This is a genomic window from Paraburkholderia sp. UCT2 (assembly GCF_014397665.1).
Classification (GTDB): domain Bacteria; phylum Pseudomonadota; class Gammaproteobacteria; order Burkholderiales; family Burkholderiaceae; genus Paraburkholderia; species Paraburkholderia tuberum.
Map to the genome: position 1 here is coordinate 133,672 of NZ_VZQO01000004.1, position 26,826 is coordinate 160,497.

The 26,826-nt window shown below is 56.4% G+C and carries 27 protein-coding genes and 2 pseudogenes; 12 read left to right on the plus strand and 17 right to left on the minus strand.

The annotated features are described in order from the left end of the window. Positions 1-8 precede the first annotated feature (8 nt). From F6X39_RS05070 to F6X39_RS05080, 3 genes are read right to left on the minus strand one after another with little or no spacing between them, the layout of a single operon-like run. Positions 9-788 carry a phytanoyl-CoA dioxygenase family protein gene (locus F6X39_RS05070; protein WP_187615805.1) on the minus strand — a complete coding sequence of 260 codons (780 nt, stop codon included), beginning with the start codon at positions 786-788 and terminating at the stop codon, positions 9-11. 40 nt (positions 789-828) lie between these two features. Continuing rightward, positions 829-2,070: an MFS transporter gene (locus F6X39_RS05075; RefSeq protein ID WP_187615806.1), complete on the minus strand. Its 1,242-nt coding sequence runs from the start codon at positions 2,068-2,070 to the stop codon at positions 829-831. A 4-nt stretch (positions 2,071-2,074) separates the two neighbouring features. Further along, complete coding sequence (locus tag F6X39_RS05080; protein WP_187615807.1) at positions 2,075-3,397, minus strand: lysine N(6)-hydroxylase/L-ornithine N(5)-oxygenase family protein; 1,323 nt, start codon at positions 3,395-3,397, stop codon at positions 2,075-2,077. Positions 3,398-3,897: 500 nt separating this feature from the next. Here F6X39_RS05080 and F6X39_RS05085 point away from each other — a divergent pair. Beyond that, positions 3,898-4,169: pseudogene (locus tag F6X39_RS05085) on the plus strand (transposase); the annotation flags it as partial. 630 nt (positions 4,170-4,799) lie between these two features. Here the strand turns inward: F6X39_RS05085 and hutG are convergent. Further along, a complete protein-coding gene (hutG, locus tag F6X39_RS05090) occupies positions 4,800-5,594 on the minus strand; it encodes an N-formylglutamate deformylase (RefSeq protein ID WP_187615808.1) in 795 nt (264 codons plus the stop codon). 24 nt (positions 5,595-5,618) lie between these two features. Continuing rightward, complete coding sequence (locus tag F6X39_RS05095; protein WP_187615809.1) at positions 5,619-6,590, minus strand: LysR family transcriptional regulator; 972 nt, start codon at positions 6,588-6,590, stop codon at positions 5,619-5,621. Between the two features lie 181 nt (positions 6,591-6,771). Between F6X39_RS05095 and F6X39_RS05100 the strand changes: the two genes are divergently transcribed. From F6X39_RS05100 to F6X39_RS05115, 4 genes are read left to right on the plus strand one after another with little or no spacing between them, the layout of a single operon-like run. Continuing rightward, positions 6,772-7,959: an NAD(P)/FAD-dependent oxidoreductase gene (locus F6X39_RS05100; RefSeq protein WP_187615810.1), complete on the plus strand. Its 1,188-nt coding sequence runs from the start codon at positions 6,772-6,774 to the stop codon at positions 7,957-7,959. Then, the gene (locus F6X39_RS05105) at positions 7,937-8,539 is read left to right on the plus strand and encodes a HutD family protein (RefSeq protein WP_187615811.1); all 603 of its coding nucleotides are present in this window, start codon (positions 7,937-7,939) and stop codon (positions 8,537-8,539) included. Before F6X39_RS05100 ends, F6X39_RS05105 begins: the two co-directional genes overlap by 23 nt. 34 nt (positions 8,540-8,573) lie before the next feature. After that, positions 8,574-9,323: an electron transfer flavoprotein subunit beta/FixA family protein gene (locus F6X39_RS05110; RefSeq protein WP_187615812.1), complete on the plus strand. Its 750-nt coding sequence runs from the start codon at positions 8,574-8,576 to the stop codon at positions 9,321-9,323. Next, entirely contained in the window at positions 9,323-10,252 is a 930-nt protein-coding gene (locus tag F6X39_RS05115; protein WP_187615813.1) for an electron transfer flavoprotein subunit alpha/FixB family protein, read from the plus strand. The genes F6X39_RS05110 and F6X39_RS05115 overlap by 1 nt, the downstream gene beginning before the upstream one ends. A gap of 216 nt (positions 10,253-10,468) precedes the next feature. Here the strand turns inward: F6X39_RS05115 and F6X39_RS05120 are convergent, their stop codons facing one another. The 11 genes from F6X39_RS05120 to F6X39_RS05170 form a co-directional block, all read right to left on the minus strand. Further along, a complete protein-coding gene (locus F6X39_RS05120) occupies positions 10,469-11,299 on the minus strand; it encodes a pyrroline-5-carboxylate reductase family protein (protein WP_187615814.1) in 831 nt (276 codons plus the stop codon). Between the two features lie 178 nt (positions 11,300-11,477). Beyond that, the gene (locus F6X39_RS05125) at positions 11,478-11,690 is read right to left on the minus strand and encodes a hypothetical protein (RefSeq protein ID WP_187615815.1); all 213 of its coding nucleotides are present in this window, start codon (positions 11,688-11,690) and stop codon (positions 11,478-11,480) included. 165 nt (positions 11,691-11,855) lie between these two features. Beyond that, positions 11,856-12,164: an N-formylglutamate amidohydrolase gene (locus tag F6X39_RS37540; RefSeq protein ID WP_187615816.1), complete on the minus strand. Its 309-nt coding sequence runs from the start codon at positions 12,162-12,164 to the stop codon at positions 11,856-11,858. Between the two features lie 105 nt (positions 12,165-12,269). After that, on the minus strand, positions 12,270-12,587 hold the full coding sequence (locus tag F6X39_RS05135) for an N-formylglutamate amidohydrolase (protein ID WP_187615817.1): 318 nt from the start codon (positions 12,585-12,587) through the stop codon (positions 12,270-12,272). 13 nt (positions 12,588-12,600) lie between these two features. Beyond that, positions 12,601-13,452, minus strand: a complete 852-nt coding sequence (locus F6X39_RS05140) for an ABC transporter permease (RefSeq protein ID WP_187615818.1) — start codon at positions 13,450-13,452, stop codon at positions 12,601-12,603. A gap of 2 nt (positions 13,453-13,454) precedes the next feature. Next, positions 13,455-14,729: an ABC transporter permease gene (locus F6X39_RS05145; protein ID WP_187615819.1), complete on the minus strand. Its 1,275-nt coding sequence runs from the start codon at positions 14,727-14,729 to the stop codon at positions 13,455-13,457. Between the two features lie 2 nt (positions 14,730-14,731). Then, a complete protein-coding gene (locus tag F6X39_RS05150; RefSeq protein ID WP_187615820.1) occupies positions 14,732-15,886 on the minus strand; it encodes an ABC transporter ATP-binding protein in 1,155 nt (384 codons plus the stop codon). A gap of 10 nt (positions 15,887-15,896) precedes the next feature. Beyond that, positions 15,897-16,979 (minus strand): ABC transporter substrate-binding protein, encoded by a 1,083-nt coding sequence (locus F6X39_RS05155; RefSeq protein ID WP_187615821.1) that lies wholly within the window; start codon positions 16,977-16,979, stop codon positions 15,897-15,899. Between the two features lie 51 nt (positions 16,980-17,030). Next, positions 17,031-18,371: an amidase gene (locus F6X39_RS05160; protein ID WP_187615822.1), complete on the minus strand. Its 1,341-nt coding sequence runs from the start codon at positions 18,369-18,371 to the stop codon at positions 17,031-17,033. Next, positions 18,368-18,577 (minus strand): hypothetical protein, encoded by a 210-nt coding sequence (locus tag F6X39_RS05165; protein WP_187615823.1) that lies wholly within the window; start codon positions 18,575-18,577, stop codon positions 18,368-18,370. Before F6X39_RS05165 ends, F6X39_RS05160 begins: the two co-directional genes overlap by 4 nt. Before the next feature lie 5 nt (positions 18,578-18,582). Next, complete coding sequence (locus F6X39_RS05170; RefSeq protein ID WP_187615824.1) at positions 18,583-19,725, minus strand: M24 family metallopeptidase; 1,143 nt, start codon at positions 19,723-19,725, stop codon at positions 18,583-18,585. Positions 19,726-20,077: 352 nt separating this feature from the next. On the opposite strand from F6X39_RS05170, the gene F6X39_RS05175 reads away from it, so the two are divergent. The 4 genes and pseudogenes from F6X39_RS05175 to F6X39_RS05190 all read left to right on the plus strand — a co-directional run bounded on the left by F6X39_RS05175 (position 20,078) and on the right by F6X39_RS05190 (position 23,873). After that, positions 20,078-20,782, plus strand: a complete 705-nt coding sequence (locus F6X39_RS05175; protein ID WP_187615825.1) for a GntR family transcriptional regulator — start codon at positions 20,078-20,080, stop codon at positions 20,780-20,782. A gap of 69 nt (positions 20,783-20,851) precedes the next feature. Then, positions 20,852-21,604, plus strand: a complete 753-nt coding sequence (locus tag F6X39_RS05180; protein ID WP_187615826.1) for an aspartate/glutamate racemase family protein — start codon at positions 20,852-20,854, stop codon at positions 21,602-21,604. Between the two features lie 361 nt (positions 21,605-21,965). Continuing rightward, positions 21,966-22,693 (plus strand): annotated as a pseudogene (locus F6X39_RS05185) (IS6 family transposase); the annotation flags it as partial. 364 nt (positions 22,694-23,057) lie between these two features. Continuing rightward, positions 23,058-23,873, plus strand: coding sequence for an SAM-dependent methyltransferase (locus tag F6X39_RS05190; protein ID WP_187615827.1), 816 nt, complete (start codon positions 23,058-23,060; stop codon positions 23,871-23,873). A 118-nt stretch (positions 23,874-23,991) separates the two neighbouring features. Here F6X39_RS05190 and F6X39_RS05195 read toward each other — a convergent pair whose 3' ends face one another. Next, a complete protein-coding gene (locus F6X39_RS05195; protein ID WP_262413363.1) occupies positions 23,992-24,603 on the minus strand; it encodes a GntR family transcriptional regulator in 612 nt (203 codons plus the stop codon). On the opposite strand from F6X39_RS05195, the gene F6X39_RS36565 reads away from it, so the two are divergent. The 3 genes from F6X39_RS36565 to F6X39_RS37545 are packed head-to-tail and all read left to right on the plus strand — an operon-like array spanning position 24,577 to position 26,622. Further along, positions 24,577-25,419: a recombinase family protein gene (locus F6X39_RS36565; RefSeq protein ID WP_262413365.1), complete on the plus strand. Its 843-nt coding sequence runs from the start codon at positions 24,577-24,579 to the stop codon at positions 25,417-25,419. The genes F6X39_RS05195 and F6X39_RS36565 overlap by 27 nt on opposite strands. After that, positions 25,416-26,099, plus strand: coding sequence for a hypothetical protein (locus F6X39_RS36570; protein WP_262413367.1), 684 nt, complete (start codon positions 25,416-25,418; stop codon positions 26,097-26,099). Before F6X39_RS36565 ends, F6X39_RS36570 begins: the two co-directional genes overlap by 4 nt. Then, positions 26,092-26,622: a reverse transcriptase domain-containing protein gene (locus tag F6X39_RS37545; RefSeq protein WP_187615828.1), complete on the plus strand. Its 531-nt coding sequence runs from the start codon at positions 26,092-26,094 to the stop codon at positions 26,620-26,622. The genes F6X39_RS36570 and F6X39_RS37545 overlap by 8 nt, the downstream gene beginning before the upstream one ends. Positions 26,623-26,826: the final 204 nt, after the last annotated feature.

A 26,826-nucleotide genomic window follows, 5' to 3' on the forward strand; every position in this document is an offset into this window, starting at 1 on the left:
GAATTACATTAGGTGCGATAGAAAATGCCATTTGGCGGCTTCAGATCGTGGATATCCGATTCCTTGCCTTCGGGTGGGTTGTAGGCACGCTTCAGTTTGTTGTATTCCGTACGCGTGGGGCCACCAGTTGAGGCGCGCTGGAACACCAGATAGAGCGTGCGGCGCGAACGGTTACTTTTGTTGGGCTGCGAATAGTGCGGCGCGTAGTCGTCGAAGACGAAGATGTCGCCGGCCTTCCAGGGCACGGGTTCCCACTTGAACGTCTCGGCCACTTCCGGATGAATCACGCCGCCGGCGTCCATCGGAAACACACCTTTATGATGGTTGCCCGGACTGAAGAACAGGCCGCCGTTGTCCGGATCGGAATCGTCGATGCCGATGGCGACCACGGCATGCACCATGCGTTCAGGAATGTTGTGCGGAATGTGATAGATGTCCTGATGCGGACGATAGCCGCCGCTGTCCGGGTACTTGAAGATGAGCAGTTCCTTGAGCATGCGGGTATCTTCATCGAGAAGCGATTCGACAGCCGTCTGGATACGCTTGTCGGCCAACAACAGATCGCGCAGCTCGTTGTTGAAGTCCAAAAAGTTCTCTACCTTTGAAACGATCCTGCGGTCGTCCTCGGTCTTCTCGAACCACATCATCCATTTGCTGTCGCTGATTTCCCAGCGCGAGACATCGTTGACCAGAGCAGAAATCTTTTCGCGGGTGCCCGGATCGAAAAAGCCCTCTACTTTTAGATATCCATCTTCGTGCCACTTGGATTTTTGCGTTTCATTCAGCATACGAACCACCTCGTTAAGGAACGGAGTTTTCAAGGAGAAGTCAGGCGGCGAAATGCGCCTTCATTCGCATGACGCCGAGTAGCACGACATTGGCGAGTACGGCGCCTAGCAGGGCGACGAGCATTGCATCGGCGCCGAAAACGTGAATCAGGGCGCCACATAGGAAAGGGCATCCGAACAGACCGATGAAATAGGCAAGCGTAAAGATTTGCGAAGTCACCGGCACCGAAACGGCGTGGTCTCCGGCGAGGTTCACGGCCATGCCGTTCAGGGTCGAGTAGCTCAGTCCGTAGCCCGTGGCGAACAGCGCGGTAGCGACCATATAAAGCGTCGTGCTGCCGTGGTTCAACAGGAACAGTACGAGCGAGGCGCCGGTCAGCAAAAACAATGCGAGCGCCAGTCGCGCGGGCTTGATGCGTCCCATGGTTCTCGCGAGCGACAAGCGCAGTGCCACGCTGGTTATCGTGAACGTCAGGAAGAACAGGTCTGGCCTGAGGTTACGCGAGACGGCATAGGGTGTCTGGTAAGTCGCCAGCCCGCCGAAGACACAGGCTGCCAGTGCGATCATTGCGATCGGCACTGCTGTTCGTGCCCTGAGCAGGGCCAACGTGTCGGTCGCGGTAATGGCCACGCGCGTCATCGGCAAACAGGACCTATCCCTCATCGCCTCGCTGGCGATCTTGACGCAGACTGCCGCCACCGCGCATGCCGCAGCGAACAGAAGGTAGGCCAGCGCGATCGAGCCGGTATGTTGGGCGATCAGGCGGCTCAAAGGCGCCGCCATGCCTAGGCCGGCCATTTGCGTGCCGGAGACGAAGGTCAGGTACTGGATACGCGCGTTGGGGCACAGATGATGGATGATTTGCAGCGGCGCGAGTATGAAGAACACGGACCACCCAGCGCCCAACAGCAAACCGCCTGCATAGACGGCACGAATGTCCATTGGCGCAGCGGCGAAGCAGAGCATGCTGCCTGCCATGACGAGCGAGGCCAGCGCGATGGTCGGCATGACACCGATACGCTGGGCTATGCGCCCAGCCACGCAGCAGCAGATCATGGTCGAGACCATGCCGCTCGAAATCACGGCGCCGGCGACACCGCTCTTCATGCCCAGGGATTGCAGGTACTCGGGCAGGAGAAAACTCGTCCCGTACGAAGCGGCGATCACCAGTGACGCGATCAGAAACGGAATGAACGCCCGTAATTGGAGGGATGCCGGCAAGTGCTCGGCGTGTGAGATCGCACGCTCGCCAGTCGATAGATAAATGGAGGAGCCAGTCATGCGCTTACGCCACTGCCGGTTGACGCGAGGCCTGAGGCGCGTCGCACAGTACCGATCCTGCTTCAGTCTCCTGATCCTCAAGGCTGTCGAGCAGTTGCCGGTCCGGAACATCCGGATAGAACGCACGACCTAGCAGACTGTTGATGATGCGGCTGTTCCTGTATGCGACCAGCGAAAGATTGACGCTTTGCAGGCCGTGCTGCACGCGGCTTTGGTTTTGCAGATACACGGGACCGGGCATTGGCGCATCGAAGCGCACGGCGTAATCGGGATCGAGCGTTGGCAGACCGTCTTCACGGCTTGCACCGTCGAGCAGCTTCTGAACGAATGGCAAATGGCGCGGCTGAAAACCGGTTGCCAGGATGATTCTGTCTGCGCTTATGCCGTTGCGCTGCGACGTGACGAGCGAGGTCAACCCGATATGCCAGCGACCGCTGCGGCGGGTGATCTCGTCCATCGTCACCGAAGGCAACAGACGAAAGCAGTCGGCTAGCGTGCCATGGACGCTGCGTTCGTACAACGCTTCATAGAGGCGGTTGCACAGGCTGGCGGAGATGCCGTCGCTGGTGAGCTTTTCGCTTTCGACAATGGCCCGGCGCTGCTGGATCGGCAGCGTGTGAAAGCGTTGGCTATAACTGGGCATGTATGCTTCATTGACAAATGCGTTGTCGTCCATCGCAAACAGATTGGCGCGCGACGTCGCCCACGTGATCTTGTCGGGACCTGACTCGGTCAGCATGTGCTCGACGACTTCCGCGCCGCTCTGCCCGCCGCCCACCACCAGCACATGTTCGTCTTCGCTGAACGGTTTCCGGTTAAGGTAGTCGTCTACGTGATAGACCGTCTCGCCAACCACCTGCCGCGCACATGCCGGCACCTTGGGTTCGACGCCGACCCCGACCACTACCGCGCGCGCATGATATGTGCGCGCGGTAGTGGTCACGCAATAGCCCTTATTGCAAGGCCAGATATCGATCACCTCCTCGCCGAATCGAAGCGTGTCCAGGCATTGCGCGACCCATTGGTAATAGTGGGTGAACTCACGTCGCGACGTGCCGTTTCCACCTTTATTCACGAAGCTGTACAGGCGTCGATGTACAGCGAGATAGTTGAGAAAGGAATATGGGCTTGTGGGATTCACCAAGGTCACACAATCTTTGAGCGGCGACACCTGGAGTTGACTTTGGGGCAGCATGAGCCCCGGATGCCAGGAGAATTTTATGCGCTTCTCAAAGAAGAGCGCTCGCAAACCGGTGGGCTGAATGAGCGCCGCGAGGCTTAGATTGAACGGTCCGATACCAATACCGATGACGTCTAGCATGTCCATAGGAACTTGTTCCGCCGTTAGAGGGGAATTGGCCAACCGAGATAGTGCAGCGCAATTCCCGTGGACTAAGATTGAGGCGGTGGCGCCGGCGTACTGCGTAGCCGATGCCCGCTGCAGGAAAACGAGAGCCGTAGATGACGATCGCTTTTCTTCCCAATGGCGGCATTCTGACCAGCACTATGCTTGGTTTGACATTACCTCGGCCCGCCTGAGTGAATCATACGAGGAATTGAGAAGCTGAACACCTTGAACATACGCAAACCTTGCGGTGCGTCAATTGTTCACGCGGCGTTGTCGGATTCAGACGCCGGATCACCCGCAGTCCAAAGAGAGTTGTCACGTTGCTCAGTGGTTCGGATAACATCCGGGACTCAGAACATCGAATCGGTCTATCGTGGTCATCGCTTCCGGCGATCGTCATCAATCGTGTCGTGCGACGGTGAGGCCGGTTGAAAAAAGTGGACGCCAAAATTCCGTAAAATTGAGGGGTGGAGGCATTGATGAACCGAATCCCCAAGGTGCGTAAAGGAATTTCATGGAAAAGCGGTAAAGCTGGTAACGGCCGATGGCCTCGGCGTGTTCGAAGCCGCATATCAATTGTCAATTTCGATGAAGACGTTGGCGAACTGGGTTCGTGCCGCAAAGGACGGCAAGCTGGAGAACGTCGGGCAAACTCAGGAAACGCAGACGGAGATCGAGGCGGAGCTGGGCCGGTTCAGGCGAGAGCTGGCAAGAAGTGAAAATGGAGCGAGATATTTTAAAAAACATCCAAAGGGGCGTGCCCCTGCCCAAGGGGCAGAAACTCCGCGGAAGTGGCTACACTGGTCACCCCGAAGGGAGCGGCCGTCAGCTTTTTGGTGACTTATCCCGTTAAAAAACATGGTCCATGGACTGATGCGGCCCCGGCATTGGTGACACCGTGAGGTGATCCCGTTCAGGAAAGTGATCGATACCGCAATCCCGCCCTTTGGCACTTCCATGACCAGGAGGGCCAGACATGGCACAGCCCAAAGCGCGGCGAACCGGCAGTAGCCGCATCGATCGGTTGAATCCGCCCCGGATGGCTGCCGACAACCCAGCCGGGCCGCCGCCGACGATGACAACGTCATATTCCATCGATTCGCGCTCAACCGGAACCGTGTTACTTTCTGAATTCATATCTGTCAGATGTCAAAGTTCGTTGATCAACCGATATTGTTCCCATATGTGCGCATGAGATGTCAGCCACTGCTATACACGACCAGCGAAACACGGCGTGCGGAGCAAAATCCTCTACCTCTGAACTGCGTGGTAAATCTCATTGACGCGACGCTCTCCGTCAACATATGGGGAAGTGAAACCCCTCTGGAGCCCGCGACACCACGCCAGGTTACGGACACGAAATCATTGGCGACGGGTCGCGTTAAAGTTGGCTTACAGCCGAAAGAGCCGCACCGACCATTGCGCGAAGCGTAGGTTGCAGCACTGATGCACGTCTCGGCTCGTAATTGAAAGGGTGCGACTCGTTCATATAGATGCTCTGGCACATTTCGAGTTGCAAGGCATGTATTCCATTCTGCGGAGCCCCAAAGCGACGGGTGATGTAGCCGCCCTTGAAACGACCATTCGCGATCCATGTATAGCTGCTCTCACCCGCAACGTCGGTCGCCGCCCGGAGAACCGCCTCGTTGGCCGTGCGCCCGTCCTGAGTTCCAAAGTTGAGGTCGGGCAGCTTTCCATCGAAGAGGCGAGGGAGCACGCTGGCGATCGAGTGTGCTTCCCACAACAAAACGTTTCCGTGTTGATCCCGGAGTCGCCCGAGTTCATGTTCGATTGCATTATGGTATGGATGCCAGTAGTCGTTTAGACGACGGGCCTTCTCGGCGGCATCCAGGACACGACCTTCCCTATATATTGGCTCGCCCCTGAATGTTTGCTGGGGGAACAGCCCCGTGGTCGTTTGGCCCGGATAAAGGCTTTCGTCCGATGGCGGCCGGTTGAGATCGATCACGTACCGCGAGACCTGCGCTTGCAGGACGGTCGCGCCGAGCTCCGAAGCGAAATTGTAAAGGCGGTCGAGGTGCCAGTCGGTGTCGGCGACCGTCAAAGCGATATCTGTATAGTCTGATTGAAGACGACCAGGGATGATAGATCCCAAATGTGGGACCGATATCAAGAGCGGTGCCTCACCGCGGGAGACCGAGAATATCTCTTCCATAGGGTACTTGAGCGATTGAAGTTGCTATTGGAGCGCATCCTCAGCCAATGCTGGAAGTGCAGTTCGAAGTGACGGTCGGATGATGCTTTGGATGACCCGACGCGTGAGATTCACGATTTCTCCAGTGAGTTTCTCCCACTCACCTTCGCGATGGAGGAGGAAGAAGTCTCGTCTGCTGAGCCGCCCAGGCGGCAGCGGTAACACGACGATTTCTTCCAGATATTGCCGGGCCTGCCAAAGGCACAGCGGGGTTGATATAGCAAAACCAAGATCGGCACTTACGAGGCTCAGCAATGGATCTGTGGCATCAAACTCGTACCGACGAGGACTATCTATCTGCAAGTGACGCGCAAAGCGATCTACCTGCTGTCCAATGACCGACCGGGCGGTGTAACGGATCAACGGCAAATCCGCGGCCAACTCCTCCCAGCCAGCGCTATGCCCTTCGTGTCTTTCCATCCATCGGCGCGGCGCCACTGCTACGAATGCTTCTGAAAAAAGCGGCACTTCGACGATGCGGCTCTCATCAAGCATTGTCTGGGTACAAACTACCACGTCAACTTCTCGCTCATGCATCTGCGCCAACAGACCTGGCGTCAACCCGGACCACATTGCCAGTTGGCTCGCCGTGCCTGATAGCGCGCGGATCAGCTCGGGCCCTATGGTCGCTGCGAAAGAGTCGACACAACCCAGTCGCATAGCTGGCGTCCCGGAAGCTAGCGCGCTACCCAGCCGGTTCTCGACCGTCTGGGCATGCTCAAGAAGAGGGCCCGACAGTTCAAACAGCGTTCGTCCCGCTATGGTCAATCGTAGGGGTCGACTACCCCGGTCGAAAAACTCTACGTCTAAATCTCGTTCAAGTGCTCCAACCAATTGACTAACGGCACTTTGGCTGACACCCAGGCGCTTCGCCGCACTCGTCATTGACCCCGACTCACACACCGTCACGAAAGCCTGAAGCGCGCGTAGGTCGATTGGTATCTGCGTCCGTTTCATTGCTCGCCTCGCCTGACGGCCGTTTTGTCCCGACCAAGCCTGTGGAAAATTCTGCCATCGGAACGGGTTGTAGAAACGATGAAAAGCAATCCTGCTGCATCAGAATAAGTTTAGCTTATGAAGGAGGTCTTGCGATCTAGTGCAACCAGAATGAGCTGCAACAACCATTCTGAGATCTCTCATGAAACACTACGACCACATCGTCATTGGCGCAGGCGTGATTGGGACGTCAGTCGCGTTCCACCTGTCGAATCTGGGTGCCAGGAACGTGCTAGTGCTAGACCGAGCAACGATCGGCGCCGGCACTACGTCGCAATCCTCAGGCATTCTTCGCACACACTATTCGGTCAAGGAAAACGTGGAACTGGCGCGAAAGTCCTGGTCCGTCTTCAATGACTTCGCAGCGTATCTGGAAGACGAGGAGGCATCGTGCGGTCTGGTCAAATGCGGATACATGATCGTTGCTGGCGAAGGGGACAAACTCGAGCCGCTTCGTGCCTCCCTGAACCAGCAGAAGGAGCAAGGCATTCCGCTGGAAATCCTGAGTGCACAACAGGCTGGCGAGCTCCTTCCGATTGCGCAATTCGAGGACGCTGCCCTGATTGGGTATGAGCCAGAAGCGGGATTCGCCGACGCCTACTTGACCGCAACCAGTTTCGCGCGCGCTGCGCGCCGCAGGGGCGTGACCATAAAGGAAAACGTCACCGTCAACAAACTTGTAATACGGGATGGGAAAGTCAGCGGCGTCTCGACGAGCGCGGGCGATTTCACCGCTCAGAGCGTCATCAGCACGCAAAACATCTGGACGCCCGAACTTGCCGGCTGGACGGGGCGGAAGCTTCCTGTTGCACCGGAGCGTCACGCGGTGCTGGCGCTGGAATGTCGTGAGGCCCCTTACACCTTCTCAATGCCAGTATTCAAAGACCTGGCATCGCAGGGGATGCTTTATCACCGCAGCTATGGCGGCAATCAGATGCTGGTTAGTGAGGGCGTCGTTGGCGAAAAGCTCACCGCTGCCGAAACAGAGCAAGGCGATATCCCTATGGACTACATCGTGGATGTCGGCGCCCAAGTGGCGGAACGCTTTACGGCCTACGAGACAGCCGGCATCGCATCATCGTGGACCGGCGTGTACGACGTCACCCCTGACTGGAATCCGGTACTCGGCGCATTGCCCGGTGTCGAAGGCTTGATTCTCGGATATGGATTCTCGGGGCACGGCTTCAAGCTCTCGCCTACCGTCGGCAAAGTTCTCGCACAGAGCGCACTAGGCCTGGCGACTGACGTATCGCTCCTTCCATACTCGATTGAGCGCTTTTCGACCGGCGCCCTGCTTACTGGAAAATATGGCCTCGGTGCAGTCTCCTGATAAACCATTGCCGGCGGGGCTCTCAGTCAAAAGCCTTGGGTCCTTCCCAGGCGAGCCATGGCGCAACGGCGGCGGGACGACGCGGACACTGGTTCAGGATTCTGACGGGGGGTGGCGCATCAGCCTTGCTGATGTGAAGCAGGATGGCCCTTATTCCCAGTTTCCTGGAATGACGCGCTCGTCACTGGTGTTGAAAGGCGATGGCGTCACGCTTCGCAACGGCGATGTCGAGCTCACGTTGCGACCGCGAAACGCCGCAGTCTATGACGGGGACCGAACATGGACAGCGACCCTGCATGGCGAGCCAGTTCTTGCATTGAACGCGATTGCGAAGCGCGGGCGCTACAGAACCAACGTTGAAATGCTGTCTGAAAACTCTCACGTTCCGCCGGTTGCACACGCACTGATAGTCAATCTTTGTGGCAGTTGCACGATGCTAGTTGGAGAGATCGACAAGCTGACGGTTGAGGCTGGCGATGTCTTGATCCGCGGCACGAGCGGTCCTTCGCTGAGATGCGTCGAAACCTCGAAGAGTGCGGACGTCGCTCTAGTCACAATTGAATCAATATTCCGTCGGTGAACCGAGGTCTCGTCAGTAAAGAGGAGCTACAGTAATGAAGGTAATGACCGCAATCAAACGCGTCGTCGACTACAACGTGAAGGTCGGAGTGAAGGCCGATCAAACCGGAGTCGACATTGGCAACGTGAAGATGTCCATGAATCCGTTCGACGAAATCGCGACCGAAGCTGCTGTCCGTCTAAAAGAAGCGGGGCGGGCCACCGAGGTCTTGGCGGTGTCGTGCGGCGTCCCACAGATCCAGGAGACGCTCCGCACGGCACTCGCGATCGGGGCGGACCGCGGCGTGCTCGTTCAAACGGACGTCGAGTTGCAACCGCTGGCCGTTGCAAAGCTACTGGCGGCGGTCGTCGAGAAAGAGCAGCCGCAGCTGGTCATTCTCGGCAAACAGGCCATTGATGATGATGCAGGCCAGACTGGCCAGCTACTTGCTGCTCTATTGGACTGGCCGCAAGCAACATACGCAAGCCACATTTCCATCGGCAGCGAGATTGCCACCGTCACACGCGAGGTCGATGGTGGCGTCGAGATAATCGAGCTGACGCTGCCAGCAATTGTCACGACTGATCTTCGACTGAATGAGCCGCGATACGTGACGTTACCCAACATCATGAAGGCGAAGAAAAAGCCGATCACCACTGTGACTCCTGACGAACTGGGCGTTGACCCCACGCCTCGCTTACGGACGTTGAAGGTGGTGGAACCGGCCGCGCGAAAGGCAGGCGTCCGCGTTGCTGATGTTGCTGAGCTCGTCGAAAAACTGAAAACCGAAGCGAAGGTAATCTGATGACCACTCTCGTAATCGCCGAACACGACAACGAACGGATCAAAACGTCGACTCTTCACACGGTCACTGCGGGCCGTCAATTGAGCGACAGGGTACATGTTCTGATCGCTGGCCAAACGGCACAACCTGCCGCGCAAGCTGCGAGCCAGATCGAGGGCATCGATAAAGTCATTCTGGTCGATGCTCCCTGGTTGGCAGACGGTATCGCCGAAAATATAGCGGCGCAGATACTTAACTTATCCATCGGCTATACACACCTCCTTTTTCCGGCCACAGCGTTCGGGAAGAATGTCGCGCCGCGGGTCGCCGCAAAGCTCGACGCGTCACAGGTTTCGGATGTCATCGCGATTCACTCGCCTGATACGTTCGATCGACCCATTTATGCCGGCAATGCGATCGCGACCGTGCAAAGCAATGACACCATCAAGGTGGCAACTATTCGTACGACTGCGTTCGAACCAGCCCCTTTCTCCGGAGGAACGGCGGCAATCGAGACGCGTGAACCGGTTGCGGAGAATGGACGCGCTCGTTTCATTCGCCGGGAAGTCGCCACCAGCGAACGTCCCGACCTTACGTCGGCTCGCGTCGTCGTATCCGGCGGTCGGGGCCTTGGAAGCGCCGAGAACTTCTCGCTTTTGGACCCGGTTGCACAGAAGCTCGGAGCCGCTGTCGGTGCGTCGAGGGCTGCTGTTGACTCGGGGTTTGCCCCGAATGACTGGCAGGTGGGGCAGACCGGAAAGATTGTTGCACCGCAGCTGTACATCGCGGTTGGAATTTCAGGCGCGATCCAACACCTGGCCGGCATGAAAGATTCGAAGATCATTGTCGCGATCAACAAAGATGCCGATGCACCTATCTTCAGTGTTGCAGACTACGGGCTGGTGGGCGACCTGTTCGAAGTCTTGCCGGAGCTAGCTAAGCAGCTTTGACGGGATCTGGCGCGGGCTTGGACGGTTGCTCTGACGCTGTCAACATTAGGAAGCGAGACACATGAATCCAGGACTTGCATTTCGCTCTGTCGATTTCGTTCGGCCGGACGCCGATAAACTCAGTTGCCCGCATCGGCGGCTTCCTTATCTGAGCGTCGTCATCACCAAGGTCCATGAAACTCTGACTGCCGTCGTCCCGATCCCATGTGCCTACGGTTAGGACTGTGATGCCTGGATGGAGAAGCCGCCCGATGTCGATCGGGTATCACTTTGCGTTGTCGATCTGCCGAGCTCGCGAAATACTTCCTCGCACGCGCTCGGCCATCCAGCGAGACCACCGTTTTCGCGAAGCGCTTTTACGCCAAGAGCTGTGAACGTCCCGGGAGTCGCGATCGATCGGCCGATATCTGCTATCGATGTCGGTGAGCGGAATCGCGAGTAGGCTGCGCAGTCCGTCATACTGTTGAGCACCAACGCACGCGCAGTCTCAGGAGGAAGGCCGGCCTTAATGAGCCACCGCTGCAACTCATCGGCCAGGAAGTAGAGACAACCGTTCATACATGCGCCGATAGTCGCCAGTTCGAACTCACCTTCCACGTCACAGGCCACCAGATTCCCAAGCTTCGATAACAATTCCTCAGCCAGCGCGTGCCTCGGGAAAACTGTTACAGTTGACTGACCGATTTCCGACGCGTAGGAAAGCATCGATCGAACGAAGTCGTGGTGACCAAATAGCTGACGTAGATCGTTCACAGAAATTCCCGCAACGACAGAGATGATCGTGCGCCGACCGCTGAGCCTTATTTGGCTCGATAGGTCGCCGAGTTGGTCAGGCCGGACACTGATGAGTAGCACGTCAGCTCCATCGACCACTTCTTGATTGCTAGATAGAACGGTACATCCGAGGTCCTTGGCGAGAGCCTCCGCTTTGCGCGAACTTCTTGGTGAGAGCAACACATTCTCTGCTGCAAGTTCGTTTTGGCGAAGCAAACCTCTGACGATCTTATCTGCTAAGTCGCCAACTCCCATTACCCCCAGCTTTGCCACGGTCGCTCCTTTCGTGAAACTGAATGTTAGAGAGAAAACGGCGGCCTACGCATGATCTCCTTTGCGAGTCAAAAAACAAGTCGCGATCTATTCGCGATCACGCGTTACACCATCCGTCACGAAATAGCAGGGACGTTTGAAGGATCGTCAACTAGCACTACCGAAACCACTACACGCGTTACCAAGCCCTGCGACCACTAAAATACAGCGCGCATGAACCGATAAACATCGCAATTCCGAGGATTTCGGCAATGACGCCCGCCCGCCCGGCCGGCATGAAACCTTGCAGCAGACGGCGAGCAAGAACGCTACTGAGCGCCCCAATCCCCACTGTAGCGGCCGCCACAAAGGCGCCTTTGGCAAGCCATCCGAGCTGAATTTTGTCACCCATTAATAAGAACTTGCGCCCATGTACTCCGAGGCCGCTCAATGCTTACCGCAAGCGTGCCTGAGGTGCGACGCTCTCCAGATCTACCGAGGAGGCACTAGACCGCCTAGCCGAATCATCGTCCCCCTAACGGCTTCGACAAGGCTGTTTATTGGTCTTCTGCATTCGTCAGGCGACGGCTATGTGTCGAGGCTTCGCCAATGAAGAGATTCCGGCTCGCCATCGACCGCCTACCTCGAGTTCTATCACATGCAGGCCATCCCCTGGATTCCCATATCGGCGTGCTGCGAAGCCACCTGCGCCGGCAGGACTGAGCACCCAGGAGTAACCGCTCGTCTGCACCTGTGAAGTGAGCGCCTGGACGAGCCGAGCATCCGCAGATCGGCCGAAGTGCGTCGAGACCGTACAATCTGCGAGGCGCACGCCTTCCTGTGCGTTTCTAAGCCACTGCCTCGCATGAACGACGAGCATCAGCACCCGGTCATGGGTAGATTAAGACGGTCCAGCTCCTCGCTAAGATACTGATGAAAAGGGCGCCAATACTTGCCGACCTTCCTGGACGCTTCATCTTCGTACTGGACCTCAGTATCGTATAGTGAAGCACCCGCTACCGTTGCGAAACGCGCTGAGATTGAGCCGAGCAAAATGCGGCGTAAGTTCCGCATCGTCGGCGTTCAGGTCCATCACGTGCGGATGAAACATCCCACTGACTAAGATTGCATCGAGTGTCGTCGCAGCATTGCATAACGCCTCTGCAGCAGGGTCTGACATGCTTCCCTGGACTGCAAGCCAATTCTGCCGGGCTATCAGTTCTTGAGGAACATTCCGACCTGCATGTGGCGTGACGAGAAGCAGCGGCGATTCGCCGCGTTCGACGGTTGCGGAACTGTATTTAGCCAATGTACGGCTCCTACTACGGTCGTCGAACAAGAGACGCTCTCTTTCGAAGGATACCGACCAACCACATCATCACGAGTGACAGCAATATCCAGAGCGTTGCCGCAGCCAAAATTGCCGGGCTAATCTGCTCGCGAAGACCGGACCACATTTGTCGCGGCAACGTGAAGTACTGCGGACTTGGTAATAAAAACAGCGCGAAAACGACCTCGTCGAACGACGTGATAAAGGCCAGGACTGCGCCTGCTGTTACGCCCGGCATGATGAGCGGTAGTGTGACCTTGCGAAAGACCATCCACGGCGGCGCCCCCATGATCGCTCCCGCTCTTTCAAAAGATCGGTCGAGGCCGCTCACAGAAGCAAGGACGGTGACTACAACGAATGGAATTCCCAGCGCAGTATGCGCGGCGATCAGCCCCCAAAGATTATCGACCAGGCCGACTTTCGCGAACACGAAATAGGTTCCGGCGCCTGTAACAATCGTCGGCACGACCATCGGCGCAAGAATAAAGCTCATCATGAACGACCTGCCAGGAAGCAGACGCTGTCTTAAACCCAACGCTGCTGCGGTCCCAATCGACGCAGCGAGAATGGTGGTCGCGACGCCAACCACGAGGCTATTCCTGACTGAAAGCAACCAACGAGGGTTGCTGAAAAACGATTCATACCAACGAAGAGACCAGGCGGCGGCGTGTAAGTGCAACATCGCCCGTGTGAACGTGAAATAGGGCTCGGCGTTGAACGACAAAGGGATGACTACCAGGATTGGCGCAACCAGAAAGAGGAAGATTGTCGCGCAGATCAGTAAAAAAAGAACATTCCATCCTTTCTCGATGGGCGAGCGGAACGGCTGGGTTTGAATGTTCATGCCTACCCCATCCTCAGGTTTTCAGCACCAACCAGACGGTTGTAGACGAAATAAAGGGCAAGCACCACGACCAGTAGGACGATGCTCAGTGCAGCCGCGAGACCCCAGTTCAGCGAGGTCTGAATATTGAAAGCGATCATGTTGGAGATCATCTGTCCCGACTGTCCGCCGACAAGAGCCGGTGTGATGTAGTACCCAAGGGCCAAAATCAACACCAGCAAAGCACCGGCCCCGACGCCCGGCAGCGTGATAGGGAAGTAGACCTTCCAGAAGGCACTAAACCGTCCAGCGCCAAGCGATTGCGCGGCCCGCATATAACTGGGAGGAACGGCGACCATCACGCTGTAAAGCGGGAGTATGAAAAACGGCAACAAGATGTGTGTCATTGCAATCAAGGTGCCTGTGAGGTTATAGATCAGCATTACGCGATTGTTCTCATTTACCACGCCAGCGAACACGAGAAGATCGTTCACGACGCCTTGGGACTGCAGCAGGACCATCCACGCGGTAACCCGAACCAGCATGGATGTCCAGAATGGCACCAGCACCAGAATCATCAATCTGTTCGCAGTTGCCTTTGAACTCGTCGCCATCAGGTAAGCGATCGGATAGCCCATTACACCGCAAAGCATCGTTACGGCGATAGCTACCGAAAAGGTCTTAAAATATAACGACCGATAAATCCGGTCATCCTGCGGTTGGGAGGCTACATTTCCGTTGTCATCGCGGCGGAAGTCTAACGCTGATAGATAGTTGTCAAATGTGAACGCCCGCGTGGCACGCGCCAACATGGGAATTATTTCGGGCTCACCCCAAGTCGGATCGACATTTGCGAACCACTGTGCCGTAGGAGCATCGTCAGTAGTCGCAGCGCGACGGGCGGTACGTTCTACAACGGATCGCAGCCCTGGGCGCTCAGCGTTCAGTCGGCTCGCAACAATTCCTAGCTTGCCCTGATCTCTGGCTGAAACGAGATCACGAGCCAGGCTCTGCCAGACCTGGTTCCCCGTTTCCGCCTTCGAAGCACTCTCGAGCGTACGAGCTAAATTCGGCAGAAGATCGCGCAATGTTGGATCATAGATACTGACCTGAAACATCTTTGCGATTGGCACGAGGAAGGCCAGCACGAGGAACAAAATCACGGGCGCGACCAGCAACAGCGACTTGCGCGTCTCGCGTCGCCGTGCTTTTTGAACGCGCGTTTTCAACGTCGCGCCCCACTGTTCCTGAAATGAAGGGTCCGGGTTGTGCGTCTCGGCCATAATTATTGGACTCATCCCTATCCTCCTACTGCCAGTAGCGCACGGCTGTCAGCCGAGCGCCAGCCGATAGGCAACGTCTGCCCTGCCTGGAGGGAACCCAGGCTCGACGTATTCGCCAGTTTCACTGTGATTTCGTTGCCGCTGGGGATTCGGCACGTGAGGCGAACGTGGTCGCCGAAATACGTAGACTCTACAATCTGAGAGCTCACCTGATTCTCGAGAGCTCCGTCCTGTCCAGCAAGCGACACCCTTTCCGGCCGCAATACAAGGGTGACACGCGTACCCGACGCCAGTGGCTTGGTGGCCACGGCTTCAAATCGACAAGCTCCGTGCGTGATCTTTGCGCGATAGCCCCCGTTTTCCGACGCATAACACTCGTCTACAACACCTTCCAAAAGGTTGTTGTCGCCGACGAACCGCGACACAAACTCCGTGTTCGGCGATTCATAAATCGCAGTCGGCGGACCAATCTGCTCGACCACTCCATTGTTGAAAATCGCGACCCGGTCGGACATCGCCAGGGCTTCGTCCTGGTCATGTGTTACATATACGACCGTAACACCGAGCATCTTGTGCAGGTGTTTGATTTCGGTCTGCATGTGCTCGCGAAGCTGCTTGTCCAGCGCGCCGAGAGGCTCGTCCATCAAGACAAGAGTTGGCTCGAACACAAGAGCTCGAGCCAGCGCAATACGCTGTTGCTGCCCCCCAGAAAGCTGCGCGGGTCGACGGGACGCAAAGTCCTGCATTTTGACCATCTCTAACGCCCGAGCCACGCGCTCGCCGATCTCGCTCCTTCGCATCTTCCTCGCGGCCAAAGGAAACGCCACGTTGTCCGCAATCGACATGTGAGGAAACAGGGCATAGTTTTGGAACACCATGCCGATGCCTCGCTTATGCGGTGGCGTGGTTGTCAGATTCACGCCGCCAATGCTAATCGTCCCCGCAGTTGGTGCCTCAAAGCCCGCAAGCATCATCAGCGTCGTCGTTTTCCCCGAGCCTGACGGGCCGAGTAACGTGAGAAACTCGCCACGTTTGACTGAGAGCGAGAGCGACTTGACGACGTGCGTACTGCCGTCGTAGCTCTTCTCTACCTGCGAAAAAACAACGTGGTCACTGTCGGCTCGTTCAGCATTCCCTTGTTCTCGCTGGTGGGAGGCGTTTAGCATGTTCATAACGTTCCTCTTAGCGGGCCATCCACGCAGCCCAACGGCGATTGATTTCGTCCTGCTCATCGTTCCAGAACGCCGTGTCGCTGGCAAGGCCGACTGTCAGATTTGCAGGCGATGTCGGCAGATTCTCTCGCAAAGATGCGTCCACCAATGGCAACGCGGAGCTGCGGGCGGGGGCATAGCTGATGTATTTAGTCTGAGCAGCAAGTTGAGGCGCCGAAGTTGCGAAGCGAATGAAGTCGAGTGCGGCCGCTTTATTCTTGCTGGCTTTCGATACTGCGAATACATCGCCGTTGATGATCTGGCCTTGCCAAATGATGCCGAAAGGCTTCTTGTCCTTCGTGACGGCGTCTGTAAATCTGCCATTGCCTCCTTCTGTCATCACGACCTCCCCGTCGGCGAGAAGTTGGACAGACTGTGCTTGCGCTCCCCAAAAGATTGCGTTGGCCTTGATAGTGTCAAGTTTTTTGAACGCGCGTTCGAGGCCGGCCGGCGTGCGTAGGGTTGCATAAACCTTGTCTCGCGGTACGCCATCAGCCATGAGCGCCCACTCCAGGTTTCCGTTTGGTTTGTTGCTCAGCCCGCGCTTGCCAGGGAACCGCTTCAAATCAAAGAAATCGGCAATTGTGGTGGGCTGCGCCCCGCCGAACTTTCGCTTGTCGTACGCAATCACGTTCGACCAGAGGATCGTTCCCACGCCGCAGTCCATCAGCGAGCCCTGTATGAAGTCGGAGGACGCTGGCTTGCCGCCTTGCCCATTTGGAAGCGAACTAGGCTTTATCGGGTCGATCAATCCTTCATCACATGCACGAGCTGCGTCTTGAAACTCGAGGTCGATTACATCCCACGCACCGGACCCCGCCTGCACCTGCGAACGAAGCTCTGCCAGTCCGCCGTTATAGTCAGCAGGTAGGACTTTGGTTCCCGTTTTTGCGGTGTATGGCTCAAAAAAAGCCTTTGACTGGCTAGCGGTGTATGCGCCGCCGAACGAGGCGACAACCAGCTGTTGAGCATGGGCAGAGGTAGCTGGAAGGACCGCACTCAATAACAGGAACAGACACGTCCGAACGTGCTTCGAGCTCTTACGGGTTTGCATATTTGCCTCTTTACAGTGAGTTGATGTTCCTTTGCTGGGAGCTGCACACGTCTAACGTGCCAGATCCCGTTCAAGATGTCGTGCAAGTTCGAGAATATCCCTGTCTTTGTTAGGCGCGCCGATTAGCTGCACGCTGACTGGCAGTCCTCTTTCGTCCCTGCCGGCAGGTAATGCAATAGCAGGCGCGCCGACCAAATTGAAGAACGACGTAAATAGTGTCAGCGCATTACCAACCGGGAAGAGTTCCTCACCGATGGGAATGCGGGTACTGCCTGTTTCCGGCGCGACGATGGGACATGTAGGGGTCAGGATCGCGTCTATGTCTTTGAAGAGCTTTTTGAACGACGAGCGGTAAGCGCTCAGCAGCCTTTGACATTGCACGTAGCTTTCCGCGGACAACTGTTGGCCGAGCACAAAGCCGCTTCTTATATCCGCTCCGTACCGCTCGCCCGACGAGGCTATCAATGACGAGTGGTACGCCAGAGCTTCAGCCAGTTGGATGGTGAGCGACACGGTCCTCGATTCCGCACGATCCGGCAACTCAACGTCGTGGAATGTAGCGCCAGACGCCCTCAACGCCGCTATGGCACGTTCATAACCTGCGCGAACGCTCGGTTCCAAAAGCGAGGTCCATGCCGTTGGTAACCCGATGCGCAGCGAACGAAGGGAGCTCTCACCACCGAAGATATCAAGGTCAGTGAGACAGTCGGCAACCACCGAGACGTCATCGGCATTTCCTGCGATGATGCCAGCATGGTCGAGCGTCCAGCAAAACGGAATGACGCCAGTTGAGTCCAACAGGCCAAACGTGGGTTTAAATCCTGCCACGCCACAGAGGGCCGCTGGCACGCGCACAGAACCTCCCGTGTCAGTTCCAAGCGCGAACGGAACAATGCCAGCAGCAACCGCAGCTGCAGAGCCGCCGCTTGACCCTCCCGCCAAGCGCCGTTCATCCCAGGGGTTGACAGTCGTGCCTGAAAATTGATTTTCTCCGGTCGCGCCGTACGCAAATTCGTGCATGTTCGCCTTTCCAACCAAGGCCGCACCTGCATCCGTTAGTTTGCGAATCAAAGCTGCATCGTTGCGCGGAACGTGCTCGGCGAGGACTTTACTTCCCGCCGTTGTCCGAATACCTTTGGTCTCGAAAGCATCTTTGGCGGCATACGGCATGCCGTCGAGCATCCCTCGTCTGCTCCCCGATCGACGACGCTCATCGGCCGCTTTTGCTTCCAGGCGGCCTCGTTCACTCGTTACAGTGATTAGGCTTTTGAGCCACGCATTATTGCCCTCGGCGAGTTCTACACTGTTGTTCACGACCTGGAGGGCCGTGGCATCGCCGCACGATAGTGCCGCGGCAATCTCTCGCACGGTAGCGCCGCTAGCCTGTTTCATCGCTGGGTCTCCGAGATCCACGGAGGAGCCAAGTCAGCGAGATTCTTCTCTCGGATCGCTGAAAGTCGCTCGACCAGACTCGATAAATCTGAAACCACACCGAAACGCGGATTGACGAGTTCCTCGAGGTCTCTGTCGCTCCAACGACTGCCAAAGAACTCGCGGTTCACCGCGATCAGTGTTTTGAGGATGACTGAATCGACCATGACACTTACACCACTGCCAGGTTGCGCGGATAGTTAGTCAAATACTCGAACCCGTCCGCCGTGACAACAATCGAATCACCGATCCGCCCGCCAAATTCCCCTTCGATAGTGATGCCGCCGTCGACCGCGAACGTCATACCGGCTTCCAGCGTCCGCTGCTCACCGCGCTTCAACTCGGGTGTTTCTAGGAACGAATATCCGATCGAACGCCCGGTACGATAGCCCGGCGCAAAACCTGCATCGCGGTAAACCTGTTCGGCGGCAGCATTGACGTCCTCGCAGCGTACGCCCGGTTTAATCTGTGCTAGCGCGGCTTGCTGCGCAGCCACGGCCGCCTCGTAGACGCGAGCTTGTTCGTCGGTCACAGAACCGACAAAGAACTCGCGATCGAAACCGAGTTTATAGTTCTTGAAATTCGCAATGCCGCAGAAGCAAAGGTAAACCGGGTCCCCGCGCTTCAGCTTGCGAACGGAAGACCTTCGATGCACAAGACAGACATCGCGCCCAGACTGAAGAATCTGAAGGTTATAGATAGTGGGAGACACGAAGCGGTCCTCGTGGTCGTTCAAGAACGAGGCCGCTTTCCGAGTGCCGCCTGCTATAACAGCCAGCGCGATTTCGTATTCAGGCACACCTTCCTTGATGACGTCTTTCGCGGACTCGACCATTGCCACGGCAACCTGGCCGGCTTGTTTCATGATCGCGATTTCGCTATCCGACTTGATGGTCCTCTGATCAAAAATGATCTGACCAATGTCGGTAAGGCTGCCGGGCTCGACCGGCAGTGCATTGGCGACAAGTGCTGGCATCTTCGCGCGCTCTATACCTAGGCGTTTTGCCCCCGAAGCCTGCAACACATCCTGTAGCGGTTTGCGCCACTCGTCATCAATCCCATCGGCCCAGGGGCGAATATCTTTGATCCACGTCATCCGAGCACACATCTCGGATTCCATGAGAGGCGTAATCAAAACCGGATCGCGATCTTGAGGGATGACCATCAACGTCGGACGACCAAATTCGACTCCAAGATAGTTCCAGAAGCCCCCGAAGTAAGCCACCGAGTCTGGATCAGTAATCAGTGCCAGGTCGACATGTGCGACGCGCAGCGCTTCTCGCAACTTGCTTACTCGGCCTTTGTACTCGTTCACAAATTTCTCCGGTTGTTAGCTGTATGCAGCAGGTACACAGCTGGACTCTAGGAGCGCAAAATTAGAATGTCAAGTGGGAAATGCGCTTAGACTTGTCCAGTCGACATAGCCAGTTCGCACGTCAATTATTTTAATAAATGCATTGCAAATCAATGCAATACAACTTTTTGGAAGATGGCGACTAGGCGTTTCCGGCGATCATAGGCGGTGTGCCGTAAATTGGACTCGTTGCAAACGTTACGAGCTGTGTACAGGTTGCGGGGGGGCCACTTTGGCGCTATCATTGCGCGGAATTCGCACACAACAGCGCTTGGGGCGGCGGCTATCGGCCTCTCCTCGCGAAGGACGATCAATGGGACGCGCGGTTAAACTTAAAGGACAAGGTTCGCGGCCGGCGCCACGAGCGTCGGCAGTTCGGAACCAAACGCCAGACATTTATACGACGGTGCGGGATCGCATCTGTAGCCTTCGCTATCCTCCAGGCACGCTGCTTGGGGAGACCTTGCTTGCAGAAGAATTCGAGGTCAGCCGCACGCCTATTCGTCAAGTCCTGCAGCGCCTCGAGTACGAAGGGCTCGTCGAGACGAAGAACGGCGTTGGCACGATCGTCAGCGGGGTGGATTTCCGCGAATACCGTGATACGTACAACTTCCGCTTGAGGTTAAGCGAAATGCTGGGCGACTTTTGCTCGCCTACCGACGCCCCAAAAGCGTTAGAGCGCATCGAGCAACTGGTGCCGCGCGCCGCGGCACTGTCGGCTTCTCCGCATAATTTTGACGAGTTCTGGTCGATCCTCCACGAGCTTCATTTCTCCGTCAACGAATTGATCCGAAACAAGGAGCTGCGGCAGACACATGATCGCTGCTACTTCCAAGCGTCGCGTGTCTGGTACAACTTCGTGACTGATCTTTGGGACGAGGAAGTCGAGTACCTTAATCATGAGTTGGAAGAGTGCTGTCGAGCTCTGCGTGCCGCCGATATGCGCGCTCTCGGGCTGGTGCAGCGTAACTACATATCCTTCGGGCTAGCTCGTATCGCACGATTTATAACCGGCTAGTTTTTTGCGTTGCCATTGGGGTTATCGCTGCTACGCGCTCGCCTCTTTCTACTGATAGGAACACGAATTGTGAGTATCAACGCTGGTTTCGATGTTGTTCTCGATGGCGGTCGTCACGACCGTGCGAAAGCCGGTTTTGTGCTGCTTGCCACTGAGCAGACCATCGAGGAAGACATGTTCACTTTGCTTCCGAAGGGGATGGGCATCCATTTCACCAGAGTTCCAAACCCGGACAGTATCACCAGGGAGTCCCTCGGCAACATCGCTTTGAGCCTTGCCGATTCAGCGGCGCGAATCCTTCCAGATGGAAGCCTTGACGTGATCTGCTACGGCTGTACCTCGGGTAGCCTGGTAGTCGGCGAGAAAAAAGTGTTCACCGAACTGTCCCGCGGTGCCCCGAACGCGAAGACAACTAGTATGGTCACTGCAGTCATCCGCGGACTCCGCGCTGTCGGTGCGAAGCGGATCGTAATCGGTACCCCTTATCTCGACGAAATCAATGTGATGGAAAAGGAATATTTGGAAAACGAGGGATTCGAAGTGCTCGCGATTCACGGCTTGCAATTAGAGAAGGACAGCGATATGGTGCGTGTCACACCTGAGACTATCGTGGACATGGCGCTTTTCTTGGACCGGCCAGATGCGGATGCAATTTTCATCAGTTGCGGCGCCCTCAGGTCGATCGAAGTCATCGAGGAAATCGAACGTCGCACAGGAAAACCAGTTGTCACCAGCAATCAAGCTGTCGCATGGGATGTCATGAGACTTGCCGGAATGCTAGACCGCGTCAACGGCTATGGACAACTTCTTTCCGCTTACTGATAAATCGCATGTAGGGCGGCGGTGCGAAGACACTTGGCGAGCGTTCAACGACTTCGCGCCGCTTGAATGGGCTTCTGCGCGATGGGGTGCGGTGAAAGGTTAGTACTACAGCCGTGTGCGACACGTGTTGCCGTCCGCCGAGCGCTATTCGGCATGCCGCAAGGATGGCAAAGCTCGATTCTGCCTTGTCACGTTCAATCCCGGAACATTGGAGGTTGGAGTTGTGACCTGCTGTGCGACCAGCAGTCGCCTACCCGGACGTGCGCGACTGGAAACGGTCGGGTTCGAAGCTTCGGGGACAACGTACCCTCCCTATGGGAGGCTTTGTCACGTTGGCGCCGCGGTCAGTTAAGATGAAGCGATGAAGAAAACGAAATCGCTGTATCACGGTCACCGGTTCCCGGCGTCAGTCATCAGCCATGCCGTACGCTGGTATTTCAGGTTCCAGCTCGGCCTGCGCGATATCGAGGAACTGCTGTTCGAGCGTGGCGTGATCGTCAGCCATGAATCGATCCGGCGGTGGATAGACAAGTTTGGGGCTGGTTTCGCGCATCGCGTGAAGGCTGCCCGTCGCCAGCCGGGCAGCACGTGGCATCTTGATGAAGTGTTCATGTCATTGCACGGTGAAGCTTATGTGCTGAGGCGTGACGTCGACCAGCACGGCATTGAGCTCGACATCCTGCTTACAGAAGCGGCGCGACAAGGCCGCCGCGAAACGTTTCTTCAAACGCGTACTGGCGGCCTGTCCCGAGGTGCCGAAGAAGATCGTCACTGACCAGTTGCGCAGTTACCCCGCAGCAAAGGCCGAAATCCCGGAGCTGGCGAACGTGAAGCATGTGTTCGTCAAGGCGGCCGCCCGCGTCAACAACCGTACAGAGAACAGCCATCAGCCCACACGTGAACGCGAGCGATGTATGCGTGGTGTCCGCCTGCCCGGGCGCACGCAGGCGTTCCTGTCGTGCATCGGTCCGATCCGGCAACACTTCGCGCTCAAGCGTCATCTGCTGCGCGCTTCGCTTTATCGAAAGCAGCTCGCGCCCCGGTTTGAAGCCAGGCGTCTTTTCCGGTCTCACCCAGAATCCGTCTGCTGTTTTCTGGGCGATTGCATCGCCTGCACACGCTTTGTTCGGTGATCGGCAACCTGACAAAGCCTTTGTCGGCGTTCGTACACTCACGTAACAAACATGACACGTTTTCGACCCCGTCAGATGATAGGCGGCTAGCGACGCGCCCTGACGGGCGGATCACTCACTGGCACGGCTCCTGCGTCCTCCCTTCTGTCATGGCCAATTGTTGAAGTGCCGGTCAACACCCGGCGACAGCATTGCCGCCGGACAGCTTGGCTCCCGGATCTGGTATATGCGTTGGCCACACCGATCGAGGTCAACACGCTCGACTGCAAAAAGCCATTAGGCGTCGATAGATTCTTTGAACGATCTCATAAGGAGCTGAAATGCAGCCGAAGGATCCAGTAATGGGGGACAGAAATCATCGTGCTTGGGTAGGGCCGCCTGACTATTATGACCGCTTAGGTGCCGTGCAATTCGTCACATTGCTTTTGCTCGGATTGAGAGAGGACCACTTGCTTCTAGATATCGGGTGTGGTTCGCTCCGCGGGGGCAAGTTTCCTTTGATATACCTTAGCCCCGATCGCTATTTCGGCATCGAGCCAGAAGAATGGTGTCTCAGGGAAGGCATCAAGGCGGAACTTGGCTCCGCCGTCATAACCCTGAAGCGCCCCAAATTTTCATTTAACTCCGATTTTGATGCTTCCCAGTTCGATTGTCAGTTTGACTACATAATTGCTGCTGGAATATTTATGCATGCGAGTAAGAGTCAAATTGCAAACTGCCTATCGTCAGTATCGCGGAGTCTTGCACCTAATGGAATATTTGTGGCGGCTTTTCTGTCTGGCGATACCGACAGTATCAACGCAGATTGGTCGTATCCGGAAGTGCAGTATTACAAGGTCTCAACTCTGCGTTCTTTAGCAGAGCACTGCGGTTTAAATCTTTTTCCAATCGATGCTCCTCACCCACTGGGTCATCAATGGATTGTTTTCACACACGGAACGGAGCGGCGACACATCGAATATCATCTCGGATTCGATGCATTTTCTTGGAAAAAATACCTTTCCCGTCAGCTGATAATGCGAGGAATATCCCCAAAGAGCCATGAAGACTATCTGCGCCACGACCTAAACACGGTCATTTGCGTCGATGACGAATCTGTTGTGCCGCAAGCGAAATTGTCGTCACGCAAGCAATAAATCGCGTCTCTGCACGACGAGAAAGAACAGCGGATACGGCTTACTCAGTCTAGCATCTGTCAATTTAGGGCATCATAGTGCCGACAGATGTTCAATAGTATATGACGCGCCCCGCTGACTATTCGGACATTAGTCGGGCGATACGGGCCAGACCGAACGAGATGTAGTTCCGTTGTACTAGTCCAAGGGCGCGCATGTCCCCGGCGCGCAACGCTAAGCAACATTCCTCCAGCTCTCCGTCGAGGTACTTGATCTCCTCGTCGCATAAGAGCTGCACAATGTTGTACCGGGCGCGCGATGCTTGAAAGTAGCAGCGATCGTGCGTTAGGCGAAACTCGCCGTTTATTATTATGCCGTTGATTACGGAATGCAACTCATGGATGATCCGCCAGAACTCTTCGAAATCTGGCGACTGGCTTCGCAGCACCTTCGCTCTCAGGGCCAGTCGCTGAATCCGCTCAAGAGCTTCGGGAGCGCATGTTGGAGAACATAAGTCGCCCAACATCTCGCTCAACCTTAACCGGAACGCGTCTGTGTCTCGATATCGGTGAAAATCGACGCCGCTCACGATCGTGCCAACACCATTCCTCGTTTCCACGAGGCCTTCGTACTCCAGCCTCTGAGGATTCTCTCGGATCGGTGTGCGACTGATCTCGAATTCCCCCGCAAGTGCGCTCTCCCTGAGTACAGTACCCGGGGGATAATGCAGATTGCAGATCCTGTCACGCAACTGTGCCGCGCTCGCGCGATCGATCAGCTATACATCCTGTCACCAGACCGTCTGGCGCGCAAATATGCGCGCCAGGCGCTGCTGATGGAAGAGTTCTCGGCCTGCGGCGTGGAGGTGGTGTTCCTCAATCACGCAATCGGTACGACGCCGGAAGAGTCGCTGCTATTGCAGATGCAGGGCATGATTGCGGAATACGAACGGGCGAAGATCGCCGAGCGTCACCGTCGTGGCAAGCTTCACGGCGCCAAACGCGGCAGCGTCAATGTGCTGTCCGGGGCATCTTACGGCTATCGCTACATTCGCCGGCAGCTCGACGGAACGCCGGCCCGGTACGTTATCGAATTGCCCCAGGCTGCAACGATCCGGGCGATCTTCCAGTGGGTGGGAATGAAGCGCCTGAGCATAGGGGAAGTGGTACGCCGCCTTATCGATTCGGGTACGGTGACGGCGTCCGGCAAGCCATACTGGGACCGCAGCGTAGTGTGGGGGGTATTGCGTAACCCGGCGTACATGGGGCGGGCCGCGTTCGGCAAGACGCAGTCGCGCGATCACCTGCAGGTACGCGTGCGTGCCCAGCGTCACAGCGCCGACGTGCCCAGAAAGCCGTACTCGACAACACGTACCGACCGGCAGGACTGGATCGAGATTCCGGTGCCGGCGATCGTCAGCGAGGCATTGTTCCAGTCGGCTCAGGAGCAGTTGGCCGAGAACCGCAAGCTGGCACGCCAGAGGCGCGACGGTGAGCCGTTACGCCTGCTGCAAGGGTTGACGGTCTGCGGCCAGTGCCGTTTGTCGCCTATTACGCAAAGAAAGTGAGCAAGGCGGAGGCCAAGGGACATCAGCGGGACTACGCCTATTACCGTTGTGTTGGAACCGACGCCTACCGTTTCGGTGGCCATCGCATCTGTGACAATCTTCAGGTACGTACCGACAGGCTCGATGATCTGTTATGGCAACAGGTTGTCGAATTGCTCAGGCATCCGGAACGACTGAAGAACGAATATGAGCGTCGGTTTGACATGATGGAATGCAATGAAAAGAGCGGCTTCGACACGGCCAGCCTGGAAAAGCAGCGGTTTCATCTGAAAAAAGGCAAGTCCCGGCTGATCGACAGCTACGCTGACGGTATCATCGACAAGACGGACTTCGAGCCGAAGATACGGCAGTTGAAGAGCCGGCTCGAACAGATTGACGGACTGATCCAGGAATCCCGCCATCATGGAGTGGTGCAAAGCGAGCTGTTCCTGGTCATCAACCGGCTTGAAGAATTTGCAACCGCTGTCACCGAAAAACTGGATACGATCGACCTCGAAATGAAGCGCCAGATTGTACTGGAGCTGGTCAAGCGCGTCGAAATCCACAAGGACGAAATCGTCGTTGTGTTCCGCGTCGACCCACAGCCGCAGGTTCTCAACAGCGAAAATTCGAATGATTCAGACGAAGGAGTGAAAAGTATGCAACATTGTAAGCGGCGTAATCAGTCCGCTATTGGCTAACCTCTTTCTTCACTACGCGTTTGATCGATGGGTTCAGACTGAGCATTCGGAGGTGCCGTTTGAACGGTATGCCGACGATGTTGTCTGTCATTGCAGGACGAAGCAGCCGGCGGAAAAGTTTCTGTCTGCCTTGCGGGAGCGGCTTACCGCATGTGGGCTTTTGCTACATCTGGAAAAGACGCACCATGTCTACTGCAAAGATGGCCGGCGTCGAGGGGAACATACCCACACCAAGTTCGATTTCCTTGGTTTCAGCTTTCATGCTCGGACCGTACAGGACCGGGAAGGAAACCTGTTCACCGGATTCGGACCGGCGGTAAGTCAAAAGGCGCTAACGCGAATGTCTCAGGCTATTCGAAGCCTGAGTCTCAATCGAAGTACCTCCTTGACGCTGTCCGAACTGGCGCGGCGCATAAACCCGATGATCAGGGGAGGGGTGAATTACCACGGTGCCTTCTATCCGGAGTCGTTGAAACGGTACCTGGTCAGAATAGACTTGCGGCTTGGCGGGTGGGCGAAATAAGTAAAAGCGACTGAGAGGACACAAACGACGATATTGGGCACGGCTAAAGCGACGTCGGGAAAGTCTTCCCCAGTTGTTCGCGCACTGGGATTTCCGTTTCGAAGAACGGCGGACAAGAGGAGCCGTATGAATCGAGAGATTCACGTACGGATCTGTGAGAGCCTGAGGGGGCAGTTCCCTGTTCAAGACCCTGAAGTACTGGCC